Genomic DNA, 22,178 nt, shown 5'->3' with positions numbered 1-22,178 from the left:
ATTGTTCAGCAGGCTCCTAGGCCCCAGGCCGTCCGTGGCACATTTTGTACTTCTTCCCAGACCCACAGGGGCAGGGCTGGTTACGGCCCACCTTGTCCGTGGCGGTGGCCGGAGCTGCGCCAGTCTGGGTGACCTCACCGGTTTCGTCCGGCGCCGAATAGGTGAGGTTGGTGTCCGAGCGCCGTTCCAGACCCTTCGCGAGCGGCGCGTCGGGCGCCGGCGTGCTCGCCCCGACTGTGGGCACCTGGACGGGCGCTCCGGTCTCATCGGTGATCAGGCCGACGCTCAGCTTCGGCTCAGCGGGACGGACCGTCACCTCCAGGTTGAACAGGAAGCCCACCACCTCTTCCATGAAGGCATCCATCATCGCGGCGAACATGTCGCCACCTTCGCGCTGATACTCCACAAGTGGGTCACGCTGGGCCATGGCCCGCAACCCGATTCCCTCGCGGAGGTAATCCATCTCGTAGAGGTGCTCACGCCACTTGCGATCCAGGACGGTCAACAACACCTGGCGCTCCAGCTCGCGCATGGTGGTTTCGCCGAGCTGCTCCTCCCGTGCCGCGTAGGCCCGCAGCGCGTCGTCGGTGAACATCTCGACCAACTCGTTCTGCTCGGGAAGCTCCTCCTCGAGCGCCTCCATCGTGATGGTGACCGGGTAGAGGGTCCGCAGCTCGGTGAGCATGGTGTCCAGGTCCCAGTCCTCCGGAATGCCGGAGGTGTGCGCGCGGACCACATCCGTGACGACGCGGCTGACGCTGTTCTTCAGCTGCTCGGAGACATCCGCCCCGTCCAGGACCCGCCGACGATCGCCGTAGATCGCGTGGCGTTGCCTGTTGAGGACATCGTCGTACTTCAGCACGTTCTTGCGCATTTCGAAGTTCTGACCCTCGACCTGCTTCTGCGCCCCCTCAATGGACCGCGACACGGATTTCATGTCGATGGGGACGTCGTCGGGCACCTTCATCATGAGCAGCGCCCGCTCCAGAAGCTCGGGGCGGAAGAGCCGCATCAGGTCGTCGCTCAGCGAGAGATAGAACCGGCTCTCCCCAGGATCACCCTGGCGGCCCGAGCGGCCACGCAACTGGTTGTCAATGCGGCGTGACTCGTGGCGCTCCGAGCCGATCACATAGAGGCCGCCGGCCTCAACCACCTCGTCGTGCTCAGACTTCACCTGCGCCTCAAGCGAGGCCAAGGTCTCGGACCACTGCGCCTCGTACTCCTCGGGCGTCTCGTGTGGGTCCAGCCCGGCCTTGCGGAGCTGCAGGTCCGCGAGAAACTCGGGGTTGCCCCCGAGCATGATGTCCGTGCCTCGGCCGGCCATGTTCGTGGAGACGGTCACCGCCGCCTTGCGTCCGGCCTCCGCGACGATCGAGGCTTCGCGCTCGTGGTGCTTGGCGTTGAGCACCTCATGAGGGACGTTGGCTCGCTTGAGCAGCCCCGAGAGCAGCTCGGATTTCGCCACGGACGCCGTGCCCAGGAGGATCGGCTGGCCCTGAGCGTGGCGTTCCACGACGTCCTTGACGATGGCCTCGTACTTGGCCTCCTCGGTGCGGTAGATCAGGTCCGGCTGATCGAGCCGGATCATGGGGCGGTTGGTGGGGATCGGGATCACCCCCAGCCCGTAGATCTTCTGGAACTCGGACTCCTCCGTCTTCGCGGTGCCCGTCATCCCGGCCAACTTGTCGTACATGCGGAAGTAGTTCTGCAGCGTGATGGTGGCCAGGGTCTGGTACTCGTCCTTGATCCGGACGCCCTCCTTGGCCTCCAGCGCCTGGTGGAGGCCCTCGTTGTAGCGTCGACCGGCGAGTGTGCGGCCGGTGTGCTCATCGACGATGAGCACCTCGTCACCGGCAAGGACGTAATCCTTGTCTCGCTTGAACAGCTCCTGGGCCTTGATGGCGTTGTTGAGGTAGGAGATCAGAGGCGTGTTGGCCGACTCGTAGAGGTTCTCGATGCCCAGCCGGTCCTCGACCTTCTCGATCCCGGGCGCCAGCACGGCGATGGTGCGCTTCTTCTCGTCGACCTCGTAGTCCACGTCGCGGCGCAGGGTCCGGACAAGCTTGGCGAAAACGGGATACCACTCATGGGTGTCCTCTGCGGGACCGGAGATGATCAGCGGGGTGCGGGCTTCGTCGACGAGGATGGAGTCCACCTCATCGACGAGTGCGAAGTGATGTCCCCGCTGCACCAGGTCCTCCCTGCGGAGCGCCATGTTGTCGCGGAGGTAATCGAACCCGAACTCGTTATTGGTACCGTAGGTGATGTCTGAGGCGTAGGCGACCCGGCGCTCCTCGGGCGTCATGGAGGCCAGGATCGCGCCCACCTCCAGCCCCAGGAAGTGGTGGATGCGCCCCATCTGTTCGGACTGGTACTTGGCCAGGTAGTCGTTGGTGGTGACGATGTGGACGCCCTTGCCGGTGAGCCCGTTGAGGTACGCGGGGAGCGTGCCGACGAGCGTCTTGCCCTCACCGGTCTTCATCTCAGCGATGTTTCCCCAGTGCAGCGCGGCGCCACCCATCAGCTGGACGTCGAAGTGGCGCTTGCCGAGTACCCGTACCGACGCCTCCCGCACGGTGGCGAACGCCTCAGGCATGATGCGGTCCAACGACTCGCCGTCCTCGATGCGGGCGCGGAAGGTGTCCGTCTCGGCACGCAACTCGGCGTCCGACATGGCTTGGAACTCCTCCTCGATGGAGTTGACCTGATCGGCCACTTTCTGCAGCTTGCGGAGCTGGGCCCCGGAGCCTATGCCGCTCAGAAAATCCATGACACCCACAGGTCGGTTCCTCTTCATCTCGAAAACACCGCGACAGCTCGCGACGGTACCGCCAGCCATCCTAACGCCCGCCACCAACGCACGGCACACGGCGGCGCCCGGACAGCTCCGGGACGCCGCCGTGGTTCGGGCCTCAGGTGAGGTTGAGGTGGATCACGCCATAGTTGTACGCCTTGCGCCGGTAGACCACCGAGGGGCGGCCGCTGTCAGCATCCTGGTAGAGGAAGAAGTCATGCCCCACCAGCTCCATCTCATCGAGGGCCTGAGCGAGGGTGAGCGGCGCCGTGCTGAACTCCTTTTCGCGAACCACGAGGGGCCCATCGCCCGTGACCACAAGCCCGGCCACCTCGCGCGTCTCGACATCGTCGGACCCGTGCCCGTTGACCTCAGCCACCGGACGGACGATCTCGGCGATGTTGCCTGCGCGGAGCCCGCGATGGGTCTTCCTGCGGTCTGCCGCCTTGCGGAGCTGGCTCATGAGCCGCTCGAGGGCCATGTCGAAGGCGGCCGTCTTGTCGTTGGAACGCGCCTCGGCACGGATCACGGGCCCACGACTGCTGCGCAGGGTCAGTTGCACGACGACGGCGTCCGAAGGATCCTTCGTGCCCTCCGAGGCGTGGAACTCGACCTCGACGCGGATCACTCGATCCTGCAATCGCTCCACGGCGGCCAAACGCTCGTTGACCAGTTCCTTCAGCTCGGGATTGATCGTGCAATGCCGACCGGTGACGACGATATCCATGCTTCCTCCGTCTGTCGTGGGGCTCTCGACGAACCCGACTCGAACACCACCCCAGGGAGCGTCCCTGAAGCTGATGCACAGAGCCGCAGGTGATCTCTCCCCTGCGGCTCGTCCATGAATCAACGCTACCCCTCCGGGGCAACGCTGTCATGGACTTGCCCGACCATTCAGCGATAGTCGGCATCCGCCACCACCGCAGCTCCCACCACGGGCACCCCGGCCGCCCTCAGGCAACGGATGGTCTCCCGCAGTGAGGCCCCCGTGGTCACCACGTCGTCGACGACAAGGGCGCTTCCGTTCATCGGCCGCGCCTCCATGCTGGAGTGGAGGTTCTCGGCCCGCTCCTGACGGGTCAGCCCCTCCTGGTCTGAGCCACTGGCCAGGCGACGCGCCACCCGCTTCGCTGGCAGCCCCATTTCCCGGGCGGCGATCCTCGCCAGGCGGTACGCGTGGTCGTATCCCCGTGCCCGGGTGGAGGATGACATCGACGGCACCGGCACCACGACGGTGCCCGGCTCCGGGTCCACAGCCCTGACCGCCCGGGCCAGCAGGTGCCCAAGCACACGGTCCAGGTGCAGCGCTCCGTCATCCTTGTATCGGGGCACCACATGGGCGAGGATCGGCCGGTAGGGGCACGCGGCATACAGGGGCACCGGGAGATCGCGGTGCACCAGGCGGACCGGAATCTCCAGAGCGGTACGGCATTCGGCGCAGAGTCCGAACCAGGCTCCTCCACAGCCCGGGCAGGAAGCGCCCAGGAACAGGTCGGCGGCGGTGTGGAGGAGAGAGGTCATGGTCCATGATGGGAGCGAACACGCCCGATTTCCCGTTATCCACAGCTGGTCGACGGAGCACTCAGCTCGCGTAGGCGATGGCCGTGATCCCTTCGGCAAGCCTTGTCCATCGGGTCCGCGCCTCGTAACGCCACGTGACCCCGACGTCGGTGCGCAGCGCGATCGAACCACCACCGAGGCGGGCCATGGCGGTGAGCTCCTCCACAGCTCCGGTGAAGGGTCCCAGTTCCTCGACCAGCGAACCGTCGACCTCGACCGCGAACACCGACCTCACTCCCCCGGCGGAGCCGGCCACCGCGATCGACGTCTCGGCGTGCCAGGCGAGCGCCATCACGTCGCCGACCATGTCTCCCGAGGCCGCCATCATCGGTAGGGCGCGCCAGTCCACGACCTCCACCTCGCCGACAGGCACGACGGTGGCGATTCCCATCGTCCGGCTCCCCTCCCCGGACAGCAGGAGGGCCGCCCTGGCCTGGGCGGGCGACACCGCGAAGTCCTCGAGCTCTCGCCCAACGGGGAGAGACAGCTTGACCTCCGTCACCGAGCCCATGCGGTCCACCGTCAACAGCCTGGGCACGCCCTCCGTGTCGTCGCCCATCAGCCAGAGAGTCCCCAGAACGAATTGTGGCGATCTGAGGTTGGTGACGGGCACCGCAACCTCCCCGAACTCGCCGCGCATGCTGCCCATCAAGAGTGTGCTGCGGGTGGCGTCGATGAGCGCAGCGGTGTCGCCGTCCAGGGACACCGCCAGGTCGGCCGCGTCGGCGACCGTGGTGCCCCACGGCTCAAACCGGCTGTCGCCGGTCACGCGTCCCGGTGTTCCTTCCCTGATGCCGAAAAGGTCGACGGTGGCGGCGCGCGAAAGGATCTGATACCCCTGCTGGCTGGCCAGCTCGAGAGCCCCGTCGGCGCGGGCCCCCGGCAACGTGAACGGGACACCGTCGCTTGTCACTACGAGCCCCGTCACGCGGGGAATGGCAGTCAATGACCACAACAGCTGCGCTCCCAGCCTCCTGCGCGCATCGTCGCCCAGCCGGTCGAAGAGGCCCTCCAGGTTGACCGTGACCACGCCGGACTGCTCGATGGTGGCGCCCTCATCTGCGAGGCTGATTCCACTGGGCATGGCGTCGGTAACAGCCTGGTCAACAGCCTCCGACGGCCCGTTGAGTAGGGCCTCGACCACCGCCGTGGGTGTGACGAGCATCTCGGGCAGGTGGATGGGGTCTGGTACCACATGGGTTCCGGAGCGGCTCATGAAGTAGAGGGGCACCCGCTCGTAGTAACGCTCGAAGATGTAGCGCGACACCATCAGCGAAGGCAACGGCGAGTCGATGCGCCACTCCCCGCCCTGGCTGACCACCCCGAAGTCGTGCTCAAGGTCGCCGGGCTCAGAGGAATAGCGGCCGTGCTCGTCGATAGTGCCCAGCTGGGTGGCGTCCAGGGTCGCGGTGGCGGGTCCACCCACCACCAGGCCATCGAAGACCACGGCATCGGTGGGCTCCCACCGCTGTGCCGCGTCCTCGGTCAGGTACTGCCTGGCGATCGAGTAATCCCCCTCGGGGGACGCCATCGCCTGGAGGAAGCCGTCGACGAGGCGGGAGGGGAGCATGCCCGCGACGGGGGGTTGCGGCGCGATGTCGATCCCCCTGGGTTCGGCGGACACCGGCACCTCCTCGACGGGCCCCGCGGTGGGGATGTGGGTGCACCCGGTGGCGAGAATCACGCTCAGCAGGGCTGCCAGCAGCAGTCTCACCGGTGCACCTCCTTCGGCTTGTCGTCGACGGGGATGACCGACAGCGGTGAGATCGTGAGCTCATGACCGGGCGCCCGGGGAAGGGTCAGGCGGAACTGGGCCCCGCGGTGGGGACGGCCCCACGCCGTCAGCCATCCACGGTGGAGCCGTGCGTCCTCCATTGAAATGGCCAGGCCCAACCCCGAACCTCCCACGATGCGCGTCCGGCTCGGGTCCGCACGCCAGAAGCGGTCGAACACCCGCGCCGCGTCCTCCGCGGCAAACCCGACGCCATGGTCCCGCACCGTCACAGCGACAGCCTGGTCGTTCGAGGCCACCACCACCTCAACTGGTTGCTGCTCCGCGTGCTCGATGGCGTTGGTGATGAGATTGCGGAGGATGCGCCGGATTCTGCGTGAGTCCACCGAAGCCGTGGTGTCGGCGCTGCGCCGCTCCAAGACCAGTTCGACACCCACTTTCTCGGCCATCCGACGGGCCGCTGCGAGCTCAGCTTCGACGAGCGAGCCCACGTCCGTTTCGTCAAGGGTCAGGACCGCCGCTCCGGCGTCGAACCTGGAAATCTCCAACAGGTCAGCCAGCATGCCGTCGAACCGGTCGATCTCGAGACTCATCAACTCGGCCGAACGTGCAGTCAGCGGGTCCAGCGCGTAGCGGGAGTCGTAGATCATGTCCGAGGCCATCTTGATGGTGGTCATGGGTGTGCGCAGCTCGTGCGAGACGTCACTGACGAAACGTTGCTGGAGGGTTGAGAGCGTCTCCAGCTCACGGATGCGCTGCTGCAACTGGGCCGCCATACGGTTCATGGACTTTGCCAGGCTGGCCAGGTCGTCGGTCCCCCGCACCGCCATCCGCTCCCCCAGTTGCCCGGAGGCCAGCCGTAGCGCTGTCTGACTCGCGCGTCGGACGGGGCGAACGACCTGGTTGGTGACGAGGTAGGCCACCAGTGCGAGGGCAGCCACCAGAGCAATGCCCGTTCCGGACACGGCGCTCTGGAGTGCGCTGAGTGTCTGCGTCTCGGTGGTCATGGGGAAGATGTAGTACACCGGGTAGCGTTCGCCGTTGGCCCCGAGCAGCACCGTTCCGATGGCCCACCCTGGCTCCGATTCGGCCGTTGGATCGGTGAAGATCACCTCGGTGGGCGTGACGAACATCCCCTCGCTGTTCTCGACCTGCGCGATGAGGGGCTCCGGCACGGACTCCGGGCGGATTCCAGCGGAGACCAGGCGCGAGGCGGGCCCCTGGATCACCACCCGGTACTGGGCTGCCTGCGCGTCTGCGAGATCTGCCAACCGGTTCAGGGACTCGTGAACGGCCACGCCGCGATTCTCCGGACCGCGCAGCTGCGCCTGCATGAAGGCGAACACGCCCGCCGCCTCGTTCAGCGAGGACGCCTTCTTCGCTGCTACGACCCCGGCGGTGGCCTGCTGGAGGAGCACCATGCCCGCCAGCAACATGAGGACGATGGACAGCCCGAGCGTTGAGATGAGCACTCGGAGCGGCAGCGACCCCCACCAGAGCCTGCGGACTCCCACCGCGGGCTTACTGCGTCGGTTCACCGGCCCTGTATCCGATTCCTCTTACCGTGATGACGATCTCCGGACGCTCGGGATCCCGCTCGACCTTCGCACGGAGGCGCTGAACGTGCACGTTGACCAGCCGGGTGTCTGCCGAGTTGCGGTACCCCCATACCTCGTCGAGGAGCGCCTCCCGCGTGAAGACGTGCGTCGGCCGCTTCGCCAATGCGAGCAGGAGATCGAACTCCAGCGGCGTCAAAGGCAGGGGGGTGCCGCCGCGACGGACCACGTGGGACGACACCGAAATCGTGAGGTCTCCGACCATCAGTGTGTCGTCACCCGCATCGCCGCTGGTGCGGCGCAGCCGTGTGCGGATCCTGGCGATCAGCTCCTTGGACTTGAACGGTTTCGCCACGTAGTCATCTGCGCCGGCCTCAAGCCCACCGACCACGTCAGCGGTGTCTGATTTCGCGGTCAACATGATGATCGGAACACCCGATTCGGCGCGGATGTCGCGGCAGACGGCGACCCCGTCGCGACCGGGCAGCATCAGATCGAGGAGTACCAGGTCCGGGCGGGACTGCCGGAACTCCTGGAGGGCAACCTCCCCGGTGCTGCAGCGAACCGTGTCGAAGCCTTCCTGCCGCAGGACGATCTGCAGCATCTCCGAAAGCGCCGCGTCGTCATCGATGACGAGAATGCGGGCTTTGCCCTTGGCATCGGTCACCCAGGCCTCCTTGCTTGCCGGTTGTCCATGGTAGCCGCGCACATCACTAGTTGAGGCTCGGCTCTTCCGTCCACGTGGACCACCGGCCGGTGGCCCCGCCCAACCGGCGCAAGACCCGACGCCAGAGCCCAGCCGGGTGACCGAAGACATCCTCGGGTCTCGCCGGGGCCCTGAACCAGGATCCGCGGATCAACTCGCTCTCCAACTGCCCGGCGGCCCATCCGGACAGGCCCACGAAGAGGCGCAACTGACTGAATGAGGACTCCATGAGCTCGGGCGGGAAGTTGAGATCCACCACGCCGATCTCATCGATGACCCGTTCCCAGCCCGGCGGTGGGGCTTCAGCTGTGGCCGGCTCGCCCAGCACGATCGCGACATTGGGGTTGACGGGCCCACCCTCGAAGACGCGGGCCGGAGGGGTCAGGTGGTCCCGGAAGCTCTCCTGGATACTGTCTGCCGGAAGTTCGGAGAGGCGGTTGAGGCACACGCCGAGGCTGCCTTCCGCGGTGTGCTCCAGGAGCAGCACGACGGAGCGATCGAAGTAGCCACCTCGACCAGGCTGCGTGGCGATGAGCAGCTGCCCGACGCCGACTGCTCCCGTGTGCATCACGGGCCCCACTCTATCGGGGCCAGACGTCGACGTGCCCGCCTGCGCTACGCAACAGGGCACGTCATTGCCTGAAGGGTGGAGGTGCGGGAGTCTCCCCTGACAAGGAGAAAGGGGCCGCCAGCGAACTGACGGCCCCACGGGGGTGGAGGTGGCGGGAATTGAACCCGCGTCCTCGAGAGATGAACCAGGGCTTCTCCGGGTGCAGCTGACAAGGCGTTTTACTCGGCTCTTGCACTCACGTCAGCATGTCGCAAACGAGCCCAGTGGCAGTAAAGTCCCGAGCTACCCCTGACACACAGGAAGCTCAGCAAGCCTTCTAGATGAGGCCAGGAACCGGACGGAAGGCACGTCCGGGCTGACCCTTCGGTCGCTGATCAGGCAGCGAGAACGAAGTGAGTGCTCTTGTTTTCGGCACTTATTGGTTTCCATGCATCGTTTACGAGATAAGCATGGATCCTCGACCCGCTTCCCCTGGAACTACCGTCCCAAGTCGAAACCAGTCACCCCCCTGTTGAGTTGTACTCACCCATGATAGCGCGTCTGCTGAAGCTGACCACGCGGCGGCTGGGGACGGGCCAACAGGACCTTCTCGAACCGGCCGGTGCCGGACTGCCCGTTGAACGCGCGGACGCTCGCGGCGAGGGTGGCGGCGAACCAGGCCAGCCACACCAGGCCCATCAGGCCCTCGAACCCGAGGACCAGGCCGATCACCAGGGCGGCGAATCCTGCCACCATCATGGTCACCTGCAGGCTCAGTGCCCTCGCCGCCTCCCACCACACCCGCGAGCCCGGCGTGGCCACGGCCTTGACGACGGCGGGGCCGACGAACGAGGTGAAGAGGCCGGACAGTTGCGCAAGCCCGGCACCGACGTTGTCGGCGGGGGCCGGAATTCCAGGTGCGGGAGCGCGGAGCGCCGCAGGCGCGATGCGGGCCAGCCCCGCCAGGGATCGGTTGAGCTCCGCCCGGTCCCGAGCACCCAACGCCTGATCGAGCCGCCGGTCGAGATCCGTCTCGTTGAGCTGACCCTGCGCGTAGCACGCCTGCAGGTGGGCGATGGCACGGTCCCGGGCCGCCTCAGTGACGTGGGTGGTGGGGTGCTGGGGGTAAGCGGTCATGGGATCAAGTGTGGTGCCCAGTGGGGGTTCAGCACACCCGGAAGGCCCCTGACCGGACCCCGACTCACCCCCGGTTGTACCGGTTCCTGCTGGCCAGCGCCCGCTCGGCCTCACGCTTGGCGTCACGCTCGGCGAGGGTGTGCCTCTTGTCCCAGTCCTTCTTGCCGGTGCCGATGGCGATCTCCACCTTGGCGTACCCGTCGTTGAAGTAGATGGACAGCGGAACAAGAGTCTTCCCGGACCCGTCGAGTTCTCGAGAGATCTTGGCGATCTCCTTGCGGTGCAGCAACAGTTTGCGGGTCCGCCGCGCCGAGTGGTTGCGCCACGTGCCGAATTCGTACTCGGGGATGTGTGCGTTGATCAGCCAGGCCTCGCCGTTGTCATCGACGGTGGCGTACGCATCGAGGAGGGTGGCACGGCCGGCGCGCAGCGTCTTGACCTCGGTGCCGGTCAGCACCAGGCCGGCCTCGAACACGTCACCGATGTGGTAATCGTGCCGAGCCTTCTTGTTCTGCGCAATCAGCTTGCGCCCGATCTCCCTGGGCATTCGACCAGTATGGCACGGGTCAGCCGAACCACCGGGCCATCGGATTGACCACCGAACCGTTCTGCCAGACCATGAGGTGGAGGTGGCAACCGGTGGAGTATCCGGTGCTGCCGATGTAGCCGATCACCTGTCCACGCGAGACCCGCTGGCCCACGCCGACGATGTAGCGCGACGCGTGGTTGTACCCGGTGGTCACGTAGTATCCGTCCACCCGCCCGTGATCGATCATCAGGCGGTTACCGTAGCCGGCGTTGTAGTAGCGCTCCGAGACCACCCCGGAGGCAGCGGCGCGGATGGGGGTGCCGCACGAGGCGCCGAAGTCTGTGCCGTCGTGCAGCTTCCAGTATCCGAGCACGGGATGCAGCCGCATCCCGTAACTCGACGTGATGCGGGCGGCCACCGGGAACATGAACCCGGACCCGGTGGAGGTGCTGGTCTTCGCGGGCGCCGGTGCCGGGGCTGCGGCGGGGGCGGGTGCCGTGGTCTTGGTCGCACTGCGCGACGCTGCCTGTTGCTTAGCCGCCGCCTCTCGGGCAGCCGCTTCACGGGCGGCCTTCTCCGCCGCAGCCTTCTCGGCGGCCTGCTTGTCGGCCTTCTCCGCGGCCGCCTTCTGCGCGGCGATCCGATCCTTGATCCGCTGCTCCACAGCGGCGTTCTCCTGGGCGAGCGCGGCCTGTCGCCCTTCCTCGGCGGCCAGCTGAGAGGTGGCGTTGGCCTCCGCGGTGCTCGTCTGGGCGACCAGTCGAGCCACCTGTCCGCGTAGTGAGGCTGCTGATTCGGCCGCAGCTTCGCTGGCCGCCAGCTGTTCCGCGGCCGCCTCCCGGGCAGCCTGCGCGGCCTGCTCAGCGACGTCGGCGGCCGCCTGCGCGTCCTCAAGCATCAGCTTGCGCATCTCGAGCTCGTCCAGCTCAAGAGCCGATGAGTCGAACAGCGTCTCAGCGAGTTGGGCGCGCTGGTTGAGGTTGGCGACCGTTACGTCGGAGAACAGCATCGCCAGATTGAGGAGGCCGTGGCTCGTCTGAGTCGTGACGAGGATCTCCTCGTTCAGCCTGCCGTTGACCGCTTCCAGAGCGGCCACGGCGGCCGCCACATCTGCCTTGGCCTGGGCCAGCTCGGCCTCCGCCTCACTCAGTTCGGCTGCGCGCTGCTGGTCCAGCTCCGCGGCGGCACGCTCGGCGGCCTCGGCCTCGGCCAGCTGCGCCTCGGCGTAGGACAACTCATTGCGTGCAGCCTCGTGGGCCTGGACCGCCGAGGCCAGCTGGGCGTTGGCGCCCTCCACCACAGCGGCCTGCTCGGCCATCTGCTGACGAAGCTGCGCCTGCCGATCATCGAGCTCGTCTGCTGCCGAGTGCATCGCCAATGATGCGGTGAGCGCCAGTGCGAGAACCGCGGCTGCGAAACCGCGCGTGATCCTGGTGAATGGGCGTCGGACGTGGGGCAGGTCGGGAAGTTCCCGGGTCACGCTGGTCCCTCCTTTGGGCTGCTAAACGCGCAGGTACTTTCTGGTGGCCAACAGCGTGGGAATGACAGACAAGGCTATTCCCACAGCCGCGATGGCAAGAATGGCAGTGACCAGGTCACCCCAGCCAATCCAGGGTAAAGCCGTGATTGAGGTTTGCGCGTTCTGCACAATGACCACCCAGTAGCCCAGCGTCAACGCTCCGGCAGCCAGGATGATCCCGATCACTCCTGCCACCAACGACTCCAAGAGAAAAGGCAGCAGGATGTAGAGGTTGGATGCCCCGACAAGGCGCATGATCCCGATCTCGCGCCGTCGGGTGAACGCCGCCATCCGGATGGTGTTGGCGATCTGCAGGGAAGCGGCCAACAACAGAAGCACGCTCATGGTGATGGTTCCCCATTGGAGGGCGCCGAGCCACTTGAACATCGGCTCCAGCACGGTGTGGAGATCCTGTACGTTCTGCACGCCCTGAAGTCCCTGCGCCTCGCTGACCACACCGGCGTAGTTCTCCGGGTTGACCAGGCTGACCCGGAAGGAGTCCTGCATGTCTTCTGCGGTGCGCGACGCTACCACGGGCGAGTCCTTGAAGACCTCCTGGAACTCCTCGAACGCGGCCTCCTTGGACTCGTAGACCACAGCGCCGACCTCAGGGTTGGCCTCGAGCGTGGCACGAATCTCCTCCCGCTGTGCCTCTGTGGTGCCCTTGCCCGGCTCGCACCGGCCGCCCTGCGTGTTCTCGGTGCAGAGAAACACGGAGATCTCGATCTTGTCGTAGAGGCTCCGCTTGGCCAGGTCCACCTCCATCGAGGTCAACACGCCAGCGCCGAGAAGGGACAGCGAGACGCCCATTGTCACGATGACCGCGATGGTCATCGCCAGGTTGCGCTTGAGTCCGGACCAGGTTTCCCGTAGTGAATGCCGCATTGTCTCTCCTGCCTAGGCCGAACCGTAGACGCCCTTGGCCTGGTCACGCACGAGCTCACCGTCGCGCAACTCAAGGACCCGGCGGCGCATCTGATCGACGATGGACGAGTCGTGGGTGGCCATGATCACGGTGGTGTCGGCCTTGTTGATCCGGTCGAGGAGCTTCATGATGCCCACCGACGTCTCGGGATCGAGATTGCCCGTGGGCTCGTCGGCGATGAGGATCTTGGGCCGGTTCACGAAAGCCCTGGCGATCGCGACACGCTGCTGCTCACCACCGGAGAGTTCCTCGGAGGGCCGGTCAGCCTTGCCGGCCAACCCCACCAACTCAAGGGTGTCTGGCACGATGCTGCGGATCTCCCGGGCGGGCTTCCCGATCACCTGCAGTGCGAACGCGACGTTCTCGTAGACCGTCTTGCCCGGAAGCAGCCGGAAGTCCTGGAACACGGTCCCGATCTGGCGCCGTAGCGCGGGCACCTTCCACTGGTTCATCGTGGTGAGATTCTTGCCGGCCACATAGAGAGTGCCCTTGGTGGGCCGGTACTCCCGCAGGATCAGACGGATGAATGTGGTCTTGCCCGAGCCGGACTGCCCGACGAGGAACACGAACTCGCCCCGGCCTACCTCGAGGTTGATGTTGCGCAGGGCAGCCCTGTCCTGCCCTGGGTAGAACTTGGTGACGTCCTCGAACGTGATCACGCGGCACTCCGACGGTTGGGGAAGATCCTGAGAAACTCTCAGTCGCAAGGCGAGTTTAGATCACGCGGACAAGTCGGCCTAACCCGACACGCAGGCGGCTGGCGCTAGGAGTGTGCTGAACAATGCTGTCTCCGGCGAGGACGTGCCGGGCGGGATGAGGTGGCACCACTACATCTGGTGCGTGTACTTGACGTCCATATCCAGCTGGAGGGGTGCCAGATCGCCCGATCCGGTGCGCCGCAGCCGAGGCATGATTGCTCAGCAGGCTCCTAGGCCTCGACCTCGGACCGTTTGCGCCAGCGGATACCGGCGTCGATGAACCCGTCGATGTCACCGTCGAAGACAGCCTCCGGGTTGCCCACCTCGTGCTCGGTGCGAAGGTCCTTGACCATCTGATAAGGGTTCATCACATAGGAGCGCATCTGAGCACCCCAGGAGTTCCCGCCGTCGCTCTTGAGCGCGTTGAGTTCCTTCTCCCGGTCCTGCCGGACCCGCTCCAACAGCCTCGACTGCAGCACCCTCAGGGCCGCGGCCTTGTTCTGGAGCTGGGACTTCTCGTTCTGACAGCTCACCACGATGCCAGTGGGCAGGTGGGTGATCCGCACAGCGGAGTCTGTGGTGTTGACCGACTGCCCACCCGGGCCAGATGACCGGAAGACGTCGATGCGGAGTTCGGCCTCGGGAATATCGATGTGATCGGTCTCCTCCGTGACCGGAAGGACCTCCACACCGGCGAAGGACGTCTGCCGGCGCCCCTGGTTGTCGAACGGGGAGATGCGAACGAGGCGGTGGGTACCCTGCTCGACGGAAAGGGTGCCGTACGCGTAGGGGGCCTTCACCGCGAAGGTCGCAGACTTCAGTCCGGCCTCCTCCGCGTAGGAGGTGTCGTAGACCTCGGTGGGGTATCCGTGCCGGTCCGCCCAGCGCAGGTACATGCGCATGAGCATCTCCGCGAAGTCGGCCGCGTCGACTCCCCCGGCCTCAGCCCTGATCGTGATGAGCGCATCCCGGGGGTCGTACTCACCGGAGAGCAGGGTGCGTACCTCAAGCGACGAAATGTCCAGGGCGAGCTTGCGAACCTCCGTGACGAGGTCTGCCCGGGCCTCGGCGTCGCCCTCTTCGTCGGCGAGTTCGAGCATCATCTCCGCGTCGTCGAGCCGCGAGCGCAGCCGCAGGAGCCGATCCACCTCACCCTGCTTGAATGAGAGCTGTGACGTGACGCGCTGTGCGTTGCTCTGGTCGTCCCACAGGTCCGGTGCGGCCACCTCCTCCTCAAGCGAGGCGATCTCGGAACGGATCTTCTCGATGTCCGCGACCGCCTCGATCGACGCTAGGGACCGACCGAGGTCTGAGAGCTGCTGGGAGAGGTCATCGTGAGCCACAATCGATCATCCTACCGGCAGTTGGCCTCCCTGGCCCTGACACAATGGGGCGCAACAGAGAAGAGGATGACGAATGGGTGCGACGAAAGACCAATTGAAGCAGGACCTCGCGGCAGCGCTGCGCGCAAAGGATGAGGCGGCCAAGACCACCATCCGGATGGTGATGGCCGCCATCGGCGTCGAGGAGGTGGCGGGGGAAACCGCACGTCAGCTCAGCGATGCGGAAGAACTGGCGGTGGTATCCAAGGAGATGCGCAAGCGCCGCGAATCGGCGGAGACCTACGCTGCTGCGGGACGCTCGGACTTGGCCGCCAGGGAGCAGTCGGAGGCTGAATTCATCGCCGGATATCTCCCCGCGCCGCTCAGCGAGCAGGATTTGGCGGCTTTGGTGGACGAGGAGATCGGGCGTCTCGCGGAGCCGCCCACGATCAAGCAGATGGGCGCGCTGGTGAAGGCGGTCACGTCACGCGCGGAGGGTCGCGCCGAGGGAAAGGCCATCGCTGCCCTCATCCGCAGCCGTTTGGTCTGACGGCGGAGACCCACTTCGTCGGCGTCCCACTTCCACGGTGGCTGGCCTCGCCGCCATTGGCTAGGGTTGGTCCACGCCGGGCGCATAGCTCAGTTGGTTAGAGCACCTGCCTTACAAGCAGGGAGTCGGGGGTTCGAGTCCCTCTGCGCCCACCACCGCCGGAGGGAGGCACCATGGACACCGGTCGGCGCGCCCTGCCCCCCGAAGGGATGCCATCTCCGCCCCCCACCCCCAGAAGAGGCCCTCTCCCCGACCCGCCGAGGAGCCACCCGCATCCCGGCCGTGCCCGACGCGCCGTCGCCACCCCGCCGGAGGACGAGGGGGCCAGACTCGCATGGATGTCGCTGGCTGCGCTGGGCGTCGCGATGACAGTGCTGATCGGTGGCCTCTATCTCATTCTCGGCCCCCGGAGCACCGGCACCACGTCCCCGGCACCCTCCCCGTCGTCGAGCAGGGTCGAAGCGTCGACCTCGTCCACGGAGTCCTCCGACGGCGGATCCAGCCCGTCGACGGAGCCGTCACCCTCCCTGGACGAGTCGTCCCCGGGCCCCTCTCCCCCCGCTGAACTGGACCTGGGCGATGTGCGCCTCACCGTCCCGGATGGATGGGAGGTGTACGCCGACGAGGTGGTGCAGGATGATCGCAGGCTGGTGCGCCTGCGCGAGCCGGCCACAGACGTCCGCGTGCAGGCTGTCACCCTGACCACCGTCGGGGAGGATCTCACCCAGGCCTGCCGCGATCTCGTGACCGACCAGCAGCAGGCGTTCACCGGTGTCGCCGAGTCGGTGGTCGTCGATGTGCCCCTCACCGGAGGTGCCAGCGGTGTCTCGTGCGCCTTCACGGGAACCCGCACCAGCGACACGGTTGCGGCGAAGGTGGAGTTCACGATCATCCGGCGCGACGCGGACGCTCAATCACTGGTCTTCCGCGACACCGTGCCCGACAGTGTCGCCGAGGGCTCACCCGTCCTGGCTCAGCTCGCAGACATGGAGTGCGCGGCCACGGAGACCTTCGGCGTGGTCGTCGGCACCTGTTAGTGAAGCACCGATTTCAGAGGTCTACTCCTGACCGGGGCGTCGGCTCAGCTTGTCGAACACCGGCCGGAGGCTCATCCACCACTGCTCGCTGGGCCGTTGCAGGTCCCAGTCCATCGCGTCGGTCACCTGCCGGAGCGGCGCCATCAGCCCAGGAGTGGGGCTGTGCGCCGCCACATAGGTGGAGGTGCCCTCCCTCAGCTGCTGATCCAGGTTCACCAGGGCCTGGTAGGCGAGACGGGTGGCGTTGATGCGATCGAACGGCGAGGGGTTGCCCCCCTGCTGGATGTGGCCGATCACCGCCTTGCGGACGGAATACATACCGTGGCCTTCGGCCTCGAACACCTTGGCCAGGACATCCGAGGTGTAGTGCTCACTCGTCTCCTCCCCCATCACAGCAAGGTAGAAGCTGCGCCCCGTCTCGAATGCGTCGACCAACGCTTCCACGTCTGTCGACAGCTCTTCCAGGGAAATCCCGGTCTCGGGGAGGTAGGCCTTCTCCGCGCCGCCGGCGATGCCACCGAGCAGAGGGAGAAAGCCGCACGTGCGGCCCATGGTCTCAACGACGAAGGCCCGCTTGCTCGCCGAGGCGGACATGCGCACCATGTCGATCGAGTTCACCACGGTGTTGAGCGCAGTGTCGGCGCCGACGGCCATCGGCCACCCGGGCAGGTTGTTGTCGATGCTGGCGGGCAGGATGGCGACCGGGATGTTGAAGGCGGGGTAGCGACGACGCTCACGCTCCATCAGGTCCACCGTCGCGTAGGCATGGAACCCGCCCATCACCAGGAGCGCGTCGATCCGATGCTCCTCCAGTGATCGCGCCATCTGGTAGAGCTCGTGCTCCTGGGCCACGTAGCGCCGCGTCCCGAAGGAGGCCCCACCTGTGTGCGCCATGCCCTCGACGTCCGACCAGTTCACCTCGCGGAGGTCTCCGCCGACGAGGCCCGGCACGCCGCCTTGGACGGCGAACATCTCATGGCCGAGATCGAGGCCGGACCTGACCGCGACGCGCGCGAGCTGGTTCATGCCGGGCGCGAGGGCGCCGGCGTGCATGATGGCGATGCGCTTCGGCTCCGACGACGGCGCGACGCTGGGCCTGGCCTCAGAGAGCATCCGGTAGATGTCGATCATCGTGGTGAAGCCGTGGCCCCGGGCCGTCACCGCCGATTCGTACTGACCCTCGGCGATGAAGTTGCTGATCCGGTGGGTGGCTTCAACGGCGCCGAGAAGTGGCGTGCCGTCGACGCTGTCCCGGCGGACGCCCACGAGCACGGGTTCGCTCTCATCATCGGCCTCGAGCACTCGCCGGACCGCCTCGACGCCGCACGCCGTCGCCATCCAGCGGTCGTAGGCGGAGGGAGTACCCCCGCGCTGCACGTGACCGAGGATCGTGATCCTGGCCTCCTCGCCGGCACGCTCGCGCAGCACCGCCTGGATCCGGTCCGCCGTGATCGGGGCGCCTTCGCGATCCGCCGCCCCCTCCGCGACCACCAGGATGGAATCGCGACGTCCGGCGGCGCGTCCGCGGGCCAGCACCTCCACCATTCTGTCCTCCCACCCCGGTCTGGGCGGAGACTCCGGTAGGAACGTGTAGTCGGCCCCGCCCGCGATCGCGCTCATCAGGGCGAGGTAGCCGCAGTGCCGACCCATGACCTCGACGATGAAGGTGCGGCGGTGCGACTCCGCGGTGGAGCTGATCGCGTCGATCGCCTCGGTGATGCGGTGCAGCGCGGAGTCCGTACCGATGGTCATGTCCGTGCCGACCATGTCGTTGTCGATGGATCCCACGAGGCCCGCGATGTGAAGTCTGGGATGCGCCTCAGCCTGTTCCGGGCTGATCCGGCCCGCCTCGGTGAGTTCGGCCATGTAGGTCGGCCAGGCGACGCACAGGTTGCGCGCCCCGGTCAGCGACCCATCTCCGCCGATGACGATGAGCCTGTCGATTCCCCGCTCGACGAGGTTCTGCGCGGCCGTCAGCTGGCCTTCACGGGTCCTGAACTCCATGGATCGCGCGGTGCCGATCACCGTGCCACCCTTGTTCAGGATCCCGGAGACATCGCTCCACCCCAGTTGCGCGATCTGCGCACCACCCTCAATGGCTCCCTGCCATCCTTCGCGGATGGCGAACACCTCGGCGCCCTCGTGGATGCCGGTCCTCACGATGGCGCGCACCGCGGCGTTCATGCCCTGCGCGTCACCGCCGGACGTCATGACGCCGATGCGCGCGGTCATCTGCGTGAGCCCTTGGGTCGGACGACCTTCGTCGCCTGCCAGTCGGCCGCCACGTTGGCCGTCTTCGTCAGAGACAGGCCCGCAATCGTGACTGCCTCCGCCACCGAGCTGGGGCCGATGAATCCCGGCCTCCCGACCTTCGGGGTGAGCAGCCAGATGTATCCCGAGTCGGTCAGGTCCGTGAGCGCGTCCACAAGTCCGTCGACGACGTCGCCGTCCTCGTCACGCCACCAGAGCAGCACGACGTCCACGGCCTCGAGGGGCTCATCGATCATCTCCCCGTCGATGATGTCCATCACGCCGTCGCGAAGTGTCGCGTCGACGTCCTCGTCCCATCCCAACTCCTGCACCACCAAGCCTGGCTCCAGCCCCAGGAGCTCCGCTCCGGTCACTCCTTCGTTGGTCGATGCGAGGCCCTTGACTTCTGCGTTGTCCACAGGGCAAGCCTGCCAGAAGACCAGGGTTCTCGCATCACACCCCCTCGATAGCTGAGATCAGGCGTCTCCACCAGCGTTGCCTGAGGACCCGGCGGTGACGTCGTCCAGCCTGTACTTGGCCGCGGCCTCGGTGGCCCACTCCGTCGGGACCTCGCCTGCAACGGCGAGACGCTGGAGGACGGCCACTGCGATCGACGGTCCGTCGATGTTGAAATAGCGCCGCGCCGCCGCCCGAGTGTCCGAGAATCCGAAGCCATCAGCGCCGAGCGTCATGTAGTCGCGAGGGACCCATTGCCGGATCTGATCAGGGACGGCGCGCATGTAATCGGAGACGGCCACCACCGGACCGGCGGTCCCACCGAGCTTCTGCTCCACCCAGGTGGGGCCGTGCTCGCCGAAGGGATCGGAGAACCTCTCCTCGTCCAGCTGCAGACCCTCGCGACGCAGCTCTCCCCAGGAGGTGACACTCCACACGTCCGCGACGATGCCGTAGTCAGCCTTGAGAAGGTCCTGAGCCTCGAGCGCCCATGGCAGAGCCACCCCCGAGGCGAGGATCTGCGCGCGGCGCGCATCCTCTCCCAACCCGTCGAAGCTACCGGTCCGGTACAGGTACATCCCGCGCAGAATGCCCTCAACCTCGACGCCCTCCGGCTCGGCCGGCTGGACGATGGGCTCGTTGTACACGGTCATGTAGTAGATGATGTTCTCCGGATCATCCCCGTACATCCTCCGCAGACCATCCTTGACGATGTGCGCGATCTCGTAGCCGTAGGCCGGGTCATAGGAGACCACCGCAGTGTTGGTGGACGCCAGGATGGGCGAATGTCCGTCCATGTGCTGGGTGCCCTCGCCAGTGAGCGTTGTCCGCCCCGCCGTCGCGCCGATCAGGAAGCCGCGGGCCAGCTGATCAGCCGCCGCCCAGATCGCGTCGCCGGTGCGCTGGAACCCGAACATCGAATAGAACACGTAGATGGGCACCATCGGCTCACCATGGGTGGAGTACGCCGAACCGGCAGCCGTGAACGCACCGAGCGAACCCGCCTCGTTGATGCCCGTGTGCAGGATCTGTCCGGTCTTGGACTCGCGGTAGCTGAGGAACAGCTCATTGTCCACGGGAGTGTAGTTCTGGCCGTGCGGGTTGTAGATCTTGATGGTGGGGAAGAAGGCGTCCATGCCGAAGGTGCGTGCCTCGTCGGGGATGATCGGGACCACCCGTGGAGCGAACTCCTTGTCCCGCATGAGGTCCTTGAGCAGTCTCACGAAGGCCATGGTGGTGGCCACCTGCTGGTTGCCGGAGCCCTTGCGCGACGAGACGTACGCCTTCTCCGCCGGCAGCGAGATGAACTTCTTGTCCCCACGGCGGTCCGGCAGATAGCCGCCGAGCTCACGGCGGCGGTCCTGCAGGTACTTGATCCGGGGATCCTCCTGCCCGGGATGGATGTAGGGCGGGCGGTAGGGGTCCGCCTCGAGCTGCTCGTCGGTGACCGGCACGTCCACACGGTCGCGGAAGGCCTTGAGGTCATCGAGGGCCAGCTTCTTCATCTGGTGCGTCGCGTTGCGACCCGCGAAGTGCTTGCCCAGGAAGTAGCCCTTGATGGTGTGCGCCAGGATCACGGTGGGTGCGCCGGTGAACTCAGCAGCCGACTTGTAGGCCGAGTACACCTTCGTGAAGTCGTGACCGCCGCGGGTGAGGCGCCAGATCTCCTCGTCCGACCAGTCCTTGACCATGGCCGCGGTGCGCGGATCCCGGCCGAAGAAGTGCTTGCGCACATATGCGCCGTCATTGGCCTTGAAGGTCTGGAAGTCGCCGTCGGTGGTGGCGTTCATCAGGTTGACGAGCGCGCCCTCCGAGTCGTTGGACAGCAGCGGGTCCCAGCCCCTGCCCCACACGACCTTGATCACGTTCCAGCCGGCCCCGCGGAAGAACGCCTCCAGCTCCTGCATGATCTTGCCGTTGCCACGCACCGGCCCGTCCAGGCGCTGCAGGTTGCAGTTGACGACGAAGGTGAGATTGTCCAGCTCGTCGTTGGCGGCCAACTGAAGAACACCGCGCGACTCGACCTCGTCCATCTCGCCGTCACCGAGGAACGCCCACACCCTCTGCTGGGAGGTGTCCTTGATGCCGCGGTTATGGAGGTACCTGTTGAACTGGGCCTGATAGACGGCGTTGAGCGGGCCGAGCCCCATCGACACCGTGGGGAACTCCCAGAAGCTGTCGAACTGACGCGGGTGCGGATAACTGGGCAACGCCCTGAGCTCACCGTCGACGTAGTGTGAGCGTTCCTGGCGGAAGCCGTCCATGTCGTTCTCGTCCAGGCGGCCCTCGAGGAATGCGCGGGCATACATGCCGGGAGACGCGTGGCCCTGGAAGAAGATCTGGTCTCCGCCGCCCGGATGGTCCTTGCCTCGGAAGAAGTGGTTGAAGCCCACTTCGTAGAGTGTCGCGGACGAGGCGTAAGACGCGATGTGACCGCCAACGCCCACCCCGGGGCGTTGGGCCCTGTGCACCATCACGGCAGCGTTCCAACGCAGGAGCCGACGGATGCCTCGTTCCAGCGTCTCGTCCCCAGGAAAGGCCGGTTCGCTCACGGCCGGGATGGTGTTGACGTAATCGGTGCCCGTCAGTGACGGCACTCCAATGTGACGCTCACGCGCCCGTTCAAGCAACTTGAGCATCACGTAGCGGGCGCGGTTCCGGCCTCCGGCGTCGATCACCCCGTCCAGGGACTCGAGCCACTCCGCAGTCTCTGCGGGGTCGATGTCTGGCAGATTGGTGGGTAGACCGTTGAGGATCGGCCCGGCCTCGTTCTGGCTCACGAATGTTCCTCTCGATGAAAGAGTCGACGGCATGCGCTGATGGGCCCAATGCCGGATGCCCAACCCTAGCGCGACAA

The 22,178-nt window shown here is 66.4% G+C and carries 18 protein-coding genes, 1 tRNA gene and 1 other RNA gene; 3 read left to right on the top strand and 17 right to left on the bottom strand.

Annotated features, from left to right (window positions below; all coding sequences use genetic code 11):
• Nucleotides 1–16: 16 nt before the first annotated feature.
• The 14 genes from secA to prfB form a co-directional block, all read right to left on the bottom strand.
• Nucleotides 17–2,779 (bottom strand): preprotein translocase subunit SecA, encoded by a 2,763-nt coding sequence (gene secA / locus ACX1D1_RS09015; protein WP_459054332.1) that lies wholly within the window; start codon nucleotides 2,777–2,779, stop codon nucleotides 17–19.
• 133 nt (nucleotides 2,780–2,912) lie between these two features.
• Nucleotides 2,913–3,521 (bottom strand): ribosome hibernation-promoting factor, HPF/YfiA family, encoded by a 609-nt coding sequence (hpf, locus tag ACX1D1_RS09010; protein ID WP_182782876.1) that lies wholly within the window; start codon nucleotides 3,519–3,521, stop codon nucleotides 2,913–2,915.
• Between the two features lie 167 nt (nucleotides 3,522–3,688).
• Nucleotides 3,689–4,315: a ComF family protein gene (locus tag ACX1D1_RS09005; RefSeq protein WP_459054331.1), complete on the bottom strand. Its 627-nt coding sequence runs from the start codon at nucleotides 4,313–4,315 to the stop codon at nucleotides 3,689–3,691.
• Between the two features lie 61 nt (nucleotides 4,316–4,376).
• A complete protein-coding gene (locus tag ACX1D1_RS09000; RefSeq protein ID WP_459054330.1) occupies nucleotides 4,377–6,068 on the bottom strand; it encodes an LpqB family beta-propeller domain-containing protein in 1,692 nt (563 codons plus the stop codon).
• On the bottom strand, nucleotides 6,065–7,522 hold the full coding sequence (gene mtrB / locus ACX1D1_RS08995) for an MtrAB system histidine kinase MtrB (RefSeq protein WP_459056569.1): 1,458 nt from the start codon (nucleotides 7,520–7,522) through the stop codon (nucleotides 6,065–6,067). The genes ACX1D1_RS09000 and mtrB overlap by 4 nt, the downstream gene beginning before the upstream one ends.
• 85 nt (nucleotides 7,523–7,607) lie before the next feature.
• Complete coding sequence (gene mtrA, locus ACX1D1_RS08990; protein WP_459056568.1) at nucleotides 7,608–8,246, bottom strand: MtrAB system response regulator MtrA; 639 nt, start codon at nucleotides 8,244–8,246, stop codon at nucleotides 7,608–7,610.
• 109 nt (nucleotides 8,247–8,355) lie between these two features.
• On the bottom strand, nucleotides 8,356–8,916 hold the full coding sequence (locus ACX1D1_RS08985) for a YqgE/AlgH family protein (protein ID WP_255422242.1): 561 nt from the start codon (nucleotides 8,914–8,916) through the stop codon (nucleotides 8,356–8,358).
• 143 nt (nucleotides 8,917–9,059) lie between these two features.
• Nucleotides 9,060–9,427, bottom strand: a transfer-messenger RNA (tmRNA) gene (gene ssrA / locus ACX1D1_RS08980).
• A 14-nt stretch (nucleotides 9,428–9,441) separates the two neighbouring features.
• A complete protein-coding gene (locus ACX1D1_RS08975; RefSeq protein WP_182782889.1) occupies nucleotides 9,442–10,035 on the bottom strand; it encodes a DUF1707 and DUF4870 domain-containing protein in 594 nt (197 codons plus the stop codon).
• A 64-nt stretch (nucleotides 10,036–10,099) separates the two neighbouring features.
• Complete coding sequence (gene smpB / locus ACX1D1_RS08970; protein WP_182782890.1) at nucleotides 10,100–10,582, bottom strand: SsrA-binding protein SmpB; 483 nt, start codon at nucleotides 10,580–10,582, stop codon at nucleotides 10,100–10,102.
• Between the two features lie 19 nt (nucleotides 10,583–10,601).
• A complete protein-coding gene (locus ACX1D1_RS08965) occupies nucleotides 10,602–12,044 on the bottom strand; it encodes a M23 family metallopeptidase (RefSeq protein WP_459054329.1) in 1,443 nt (480 codons plus the stop codon).
• A gap of 21 nt (nucleotides 12,045–12,065) precedes the next feature.
• Nucleotides 12,066–12,968 carry a permease-like cell division protein FtsX gene (gene ftsX, locus ACX1D1_RS08960; protein ID WP_220489258.1) on the bottom strand — a complete coding sequence of 301 codons (903 nt, stop codon included), beginning with the start codon at nucleotides 12,966–12,968 and terminating at the stop codon, nucleotides 12,066–12,068.
• A gap of 12 nt (nucleotides 12,969–12,980) precedes the next feature.
• The gene (ftsE, locus tag ACX1D1_RS08955; RefSeq protein WP_182782892.1) at nucleotides 12,981–13,667 is read right to left on the bottom strand and encodes a cell division ATP-binding protein FtsE; all 687 of its coding nucleotides are present in this window, start codon (nucleotides 13,665–13,667) and stop codon (nucleotides 12,981–12,983) included.
• Nucleotides 13,668–13,936: 269 nt separating this feature from the next.
• Complete coding sequence (prfB, locus tag ACX1D1_RS08950) at nucleotides 13,937–15,049, bottom strand: peptide chain release factor 2 (RefSeq protein WP_182782893.1); 1,113 nt, start codon at nucleotides 15,047–15,049, stop codon at nucleotides 13,937–13,939.
• Nucleotides 15,050–15,122: 73 nt separating this feature from the next.
• Between prfB and ACX1D1_RS08945 the strand changes: the two genes are divergently transcribed.
• The 3 genes from ACX1D1_RS08945 (at nucleotide 15,123) to ACX1D1_RS08935 (ending at nucleotide 16,615) form a co-directional block, all read left to right on the top strand.
• On the top strand, nucleotides 15,123–15,578 hold the full coding sequence (locus tag ACX1D1_RS08945) for a GatB/YqeY domain-containing protein (RefSeq protein WP_182782894.1): 456 nt from the start codon (nucleotides 15,123–15,125) through the stop codon (nucleotides 15,576–15,578).
• Between the two features lie 78 nt (nucleotides 15,579–15,656).
• Nucleotides 15,657–15,733, top strand: a tRNA-Val gene (locus tag ACX1D1_RS08940).
• 183 nt (nucleotides 15,734–15,916) lie between these two features.
• Nucleotides 15,917–16,615, top strand: coding sequence for a hypothetical protein (locus ACX1D1_RS08935; RefSeq protein ID WP_459054328.1), 699 nt, complete (start codon nucleotides 15,917–15,919; stop codon nucleotides 16,613–16,615).
• 21 nt (nucleotides 16,616–16,636) lie between these two features.
• On the opposite strand, the gene ACX1D1_RS08930 is transcribed toward ACX1D1_RS08935, so the two are convergent.
• The 3 genes from ACX1D1_RS08930 to aceE form a co-directional block, all read right to left on the bottom strand.
• On the bottom strand, nucleotides 16,637–18,847 hold the full coding sequence (locus tag ACX1D1_RS08930; protein WP_182782896.1) for a 6-phosphofructokinase: 2,211 nt from the start codon (nucleotides 18,845–18,847) through the stop codon (nucleotides 16,637–16,639).
• Nucleotides 18,844–19,239 carry a DUF3052 domain-containing protein gene (locus ACX1D1_RS08925; RefSeq protein ID WP_182783108.1) on the bottom strand — a complete coding sequence of 132 codons (396 nt, stop codon included), beginning with the start codon at nucleotides 19,237–19,239 and terminating at the stop codon, nucleotides 18,844–18,846. The genes ACX1D1_RS08930 and ACX1D1_RS08925 overlap by 4 nt, the downstream gene beginning before the upstream one ends.
• A gap of 102 nt (nucleotides 19,240–19,341) precedes the next feature.
• On the bottom strand, nucleotides 19,342–22,134 hold the full coding sequence (gene aceE, locus ACX1D1_RS08920; protein WP_182799685.1) for a pyruvate dehydrogenase (acetyl-transferring), homodimeric type: 2,793 nt from the start codon (nucleotides 22,132–22,134) through the stop codon (nucleotides 19,342–19,344).
• Nucleotides 22,135–22,178: the final 44 nt, after the last annotated feature.

It is taken from the genome of Tessaracoccus luoxuelianae, assembly GCF_054483915.1.
Note: the sequence above shows the minus strand (reverse complement) of the source record. Positions and strands in the feature narration are given on the sequence as shown.

What these genes read in the sequence shown, in the direction of transcription:
- ACX1D1_RS08985 (WP_255422242.1), bottom strand. Translation starts at nt 8,916, where the DNA reads ATGCACACGGGAGCAGTCGGCGTCGGGCAGCTGCTCATCGCCACGCAG.
- smpB (WP_182782890.1), bottom strand. Translation starts at nt 10,582, where the DNA reads ATGCCCAGGGAGATCGGGCGCAAGCTGATTGCGCAGAACAAGAAGGCT.
- ACX1D1_RS08945 (WP_182782894.1), top strand. Translation starts at nt 15,123, where the DNA reads ATGGGTGCGACGAAAGACCAATTGAAGCAGGACCTCGCGGCAGCGCTG.
- mtrB (WP_459056569.1), bottom strand. Translation starts at nt 7,522, where the DNA reads ATGTTGCTGGCGGGCATGGTGCTCCTCCAGCAGGCCACCGCCGGGGTC.
- ACX1D1_RS08935 (WP_459054328.1), top strand. Translation starts at nt 15,917, where the DNA reads ATGTCGCTGGCTGCGCTGGGCGTCGCGATGACAGTGCTGATCGGTGGC.
- ftsX (WP_220489258.1), bottom strand. Translation starts at nt 12,968, where the DNA reads ATGCGGCATTCACTACGGGAAACCTGGTCCGGACTCAAGCGCAACCTG.
- hpf (WP_182782876.1), bottom strand. Translation starts at nt 3,521, where the DNA reads ATGGATATCGTCGTCACCGGTCGGCATTGCACGATCAATCCCGAGCTG.
- ACX1D1_RS09005 (WP_459054331.1), bottom strand. Translation starts at nt 4,315, where the DNA reads ATGACCTCTCTCCTCCACACCGCCGCCGACCTGTTCCTGGGCGCTTCC.
- aceE (WP_182799685.1), bottom strand. Translation starts at nt 22,134, where the DNA reads ATGCCGTCGACTCTTTCATCGAGAGGAACATTCGTGAGCCAGAACGAG.
- mtrA (WP_459056568.1), bottom strand. Translation starts at nt 8,246, where the DNA reads ATGCTGCAGATCGTCCTGCGGCAGGAAGGCTTCGACACGGTTCGCTGC.
- ACX1D1_RS08930 (WP_182782896.1), bottom strand. Translation starts at nt 18,847, where the DNA reads ATGACCGCGCGCATCGGCGTCATGACGTCCGGCGGTGACGCGCAGGGC.
- ACX1D1_RS08975 (WP_182782889.1), bottom strand. Translation starts at nt 10,035, where the DNA reads ATGACCGCTTACCCCCAGCACCCCACCACCCACGTCACTGAGGCGGCC.